Annotated in this window: 5 protein-coding genes; all 5 read right to left on the reverse strand. The window is 37.5% G+C overall.

The genetic code is table 11. The features are described from left to right. Positions 1 to 73: 73 nt before the first annotated feature. The 5 genes from NNC77_RS16165 to NNC77_RS16185 all read right to left on the reverse strand — a co-directional run bounded on the left by NNC77_RS16165 (position 74) and on the right by NNC77_RS16185 (position 3,092). A complete protein-coding gene (locus NNC77_RS16165; protein WP_254971858.1) occupies positions 74 to 652 on the reverse strand; it encodes a hypothetical protein in 579 nt (192 codons plus the stop codon). A gap of 86 nt (positions 653 to 738) precedes the next feature. After that, the gene (locus NNC77_RS16170) at positions 739 to 1,218 is read right to left on the reverse strand and encodes a hypothetical protein (RefSeq protein ID WP_254971860.1); all 480 of its coding nucleotides are present in this window, start codon (positions 1,216 to 1,218) and stop codon (positions 739 to 741) included. Positions 1,219 to 1,223: 5 nt separating this feature from the next. Beyond that, entirely contained in the window at positions 1,224 to 1,823 is a 600-nt protein-coding gene (locus NNC77_RS16175) for a hypothetical protein (protein WP_254971862.1), read from the reverse strand. A 229-nt stretch (positions 1,824 to 2,052) separates the two neighbouring features. Further along, positions 2,053 to 2,853 carry a hypothetical protein gene (locus tag NNC77_RS16180; protein ID WP_254971863.1) on the reverse strand — a complete coding sequence of 267 codons (801 nt, stop codon included), beginning with the start codon at positions 2,851 to 2,853 and terminating at the stop codon, positions 2,053 to 2,055. Positions 2,854 to 2,882: 29 nt separating this feature from the next. Next, the gene (locus NNC77_RS16185) at positions 2,883 to 3,092 is read right to left on the reverse strand and encodes a helix-turn-helix domain-containing protein (protein ID WP_254971864.1); all 210 of its coding nucleotides are present in this window, start codon (positions 3,090 to 3,092) and stop codon (positions 2,883 to 2,885) included. Positions 3,093 to 3,212: the final 120 nt, after the last annotated feature.

Raw genomic sequence — 3,212 nt, forward strand, 5'->3', positions numbered from 1 at the left:
GGTAAGGGGATTTTGTGTCTGCGACGTTTCTGTTATGCAAGGAATATGTACAATAAAATGAATTTTTGTCGTTTTACAAGCAAAATCCCACGAAACCCAATAGGTTGCGGATTTGAGGGTTTTGAACAATTATTTTGAAATGAATAGGAACTGGTGGATTTTGGCTATTGAAATAGTTTTCAAATAACTTTTGCTCATCATCATCATTGACGACACCCCCTATAATTAGTTCCTTGGGATTCACAAAGCTACGTCCTATGTATATGAGGACATCAGGATATTCTTTGCCGAGGCGCAATCTGGCATTTTCTATCCAGTCCTCAATCTTCATGATTATTTGTCCGTCTTTGCTACATACCCATTCAAAGTCTTCTGCAATTTCTTTCACTGCGGATTTCAATTCATCATAAAGCATAGAGGGTAAATTGCTTTTGTTATTTTTTACGAAGTGCTTTAGTCTCTTTATATCATCCTTGTTGTTTACTTTTGAAATGCAGCTCAGTTCTTTCCACAATTTCACGTTTACATTTTGGATGTCAGACAAAATATATTCACTGATGGAATCCTTCAGCATTTTTCTTAGGGGAAACTGTATTGTGTTTTCCCTCTCTATTTTGAATCTATTGAGTTGTTGGATATTATGCTCTGCCATAAATCATTAGTTTTTTGCATAAATACTGTTTTGATATATTCTTGAACTTGCGGATAATCCGCAGCAAGCAAATCATTGCACTAATATCATTTGACGTATCTCACCACATCCATTCCGAGGCATCCGTGCTGATAGGTAACGGTTACGGTGTCGCCCACATGATAGTCTTCCTTGTTGAATCCTCTACCGACATTTACTTTTTGCCCATTGTCCGTGAAACGAAGAACACACTGCGTTGTGCTCATTTTGCCTCCCGAAACGTAAAGGTCTTGGATAACAGCTTGGCGTTGTTGCGTAGAAATCGGAAAATAAAAGTTTGTGGTGAAGATTATTGTCCCCAATACAACGGCAAGGGTACACGTATGCATTGAAACATAGTCGTCATCCTTGAACAGCTTGACAAGCAGATAGGAAACTACTGCTATTCCTCCGATGAGCCACCAACTATTATCAACAACAGTTCGCATCGCCGTCTTAACTCCCCAACATATACAAGCCAACAACAATATGGTTTTGACAAACTGCCCCAAGCAAGAGTCGTCATCGTCTTTCTTTCGTTTCTTCATGATTTCTACAATTTAATTCCTTTCATCGTTTGCTCTTGCCATTCCAAGATTTGGCTAACACCTTTATCGTAATCGCCTCTTTCTATATAATCTTTCAGCAATCGAGCGTTCTCTATCTTATCTAAGAAAAGGTTGTAGTCTTCCCTCTTTCTCAACGAGATTATTTTATCCAAAAAGAACATCGACTTGCGATAGTCTTCCAAAATGTAATAGGTCAAAGCAAAGTATCCGTCACGACCTGGCCTTGAGCCATAATATGGATGTTTTTTAAGGAAAAGCAGAAAGCCTTCAAATGTATTCAGCTTATCAAACACATCAAATTCATTCAGCTTGTCTTGAAGTTCAGACATCCTATTAATGTCCCAATAAGAGCCGAGCCTGTTCCCTAAGCTGAAATTATAAGTGCTAAATGGCGCATAAAGGCATTGAGCGAAATAGTTAACGAAGAACGAATTTGGGTCTATGGAATTATCCAAATAGAATCCGACCAACACCATTGCCCCAGTTTTATGAGCCAAGGTGTAATATGCTAACCGCCCCTTTTTCTTGAACCTATCGGGGAGTATCAGTTTTCTCATTATCTTATTCAATTCTGTTGATTTCATACTATTCACTCTTCATTTGTTCTTCACTATATTAGTTGAAGATATATTTTTGCAAATATACCCTACGACATATTCTATCGGGGTAAAAAGCTCCATATCATTGTTCTCAACTAATTCTTCTATTGAGGATTTTACAAGTCCCCAAAGTTTGGATGTTTCATATTCTTCATAAGGGTGTTTCATATCTTGTATTTTAAAGCTGCGGATTTGCTATCCGCAGGAAGTGAATTTATAATTTTTGTTCCATTAGGATTCTATCAATCATAGAACTTTTCTTGAAAAAGGGATACGTATGATAAAAACTCTTCGGCTCAATGGAATCAGAATCTTGCTCCATCATCCATGCCGAAACAATCAAAACCATCATTTCGTAGTTTGCCTTTTCCCTCTGTTTGGGAGACAATCGTTTCAATGCTTTCTGAAGCCCTTCTATCTTTTGGGGATATTTCCGCAACATTCGGGTTAATCCTTCAGAAAAGGTCTCGTCATACGTCTCATCGGTATGCGACAAGCAATGCCTTATCACCAATATGTAGTCCTGCTCTTCGGAATGTTCTTGGGCAAAGAAATCACCATCTATGATTCGGCTGAGAAATAGGCTGTCGGTATTCGTTTCTTTCTTGCCTTTCAATTCTATCCTTCTTATGCTTTTGTCACAGAAAAGGACTCCATCAGTAGAAGCGTTTAGTGGATAGATATAACATTTTTCTCGCCCTCTTTTAAACAAGTATTTTATATCATAGAAGATTTCTCCAGCCAAAGTTAGCGTATCAGCCTCTAATGAGGCAAAATAAGATTCTTCAATTTTGGTTTTGCCAAGCCTTTTGTTCCATTTGGAAATTTTCAATGTGCCAATGTTGGCATCATCAAATGTAAGTCTTATAGACATTCTTGTGTCGGAAAGTTTCACCTCTCCGACATAACTATTTATATCTTTTTCCAAAGTGGCAGCTTGACTTCTCATGCTATATAAAAGCAACAAGATAATGTTTATCGCCAAGGCGACAGGAATCCATTTGTTTGTTCTCATACCATAGTCATTTTGCAACTATAATCGTTCTAATCATTACGTTCTTTTTCGTCTGTAATAAGTTCTTTCATATCCACAGACAACAACTGCGCAATTTCAAGGAGTGTGGTAAGATTGGGTTGAGAGCGGTTGCATACATAAGCATTGACCGTACTGAAACTCCTTCCCAACTTCTTTGCAAGCCATGTTTGGCTTATCCCTTTGTCCGCTAAAACAACTCTTATGCGATTTAACTTCATATTTTTATCGTTTTTATGCTACAAAAATAACGTTTTATTTTGATAATCCATCCAAATCCCTTGAATATCTGCTGTATTCCGTCGTAATTTAGACAAAATAGAAATATAATCTGCAAAAAT

It is taken from the genome of Segatella copri, assembly GCF_024330485.1.
Taxonomy (GTDB): domain Bacteria; phylum Bacteroidota; class Bacteroidia; order Bacteroidales; family Bacteroidaceae; genus Prevotella; species Prevotella copri_L.

Bases quoted from the DNA above. Each gene is read 5' to 3' on its own strand.
- NNC77_RS16170 (WP_254971860.1), bottom strand. From the start codon at position 1,218: ATGAAGAAACGAAAGAAAGACGATGACGACTCTTGCTTGGGGCAGTTT.
- NNC77_RS16185 (WP_254971864.1), bottom strand. From the start codon at position 3,092: ATGAAGTTAAATCGCATAAGAGTTGTTTTAGCGGACAAAGGGATAAGC.
- NNC77_RS16165 (WP_254971858.1), bottom strand. From the start codon at position 652: ATGGCAGAGCATAATATCCAACAACTCAATAGATTCAAAATAGAGAGG.
- NNC77_RS16180 (WP_254971863.1), bottom strand. From the start codon at position 2,853: ATGAGAACAAACAAATGGATTCCTGTCGCCTTGGCGATAAACATTATC.
- NNC77_RS16175 (WP_254971862.1), bottom strand. From the start codon at position 1,823: ATGAAATCAACAGAATTGAATAAGATAATGAGAAAACTGATACTCCCC.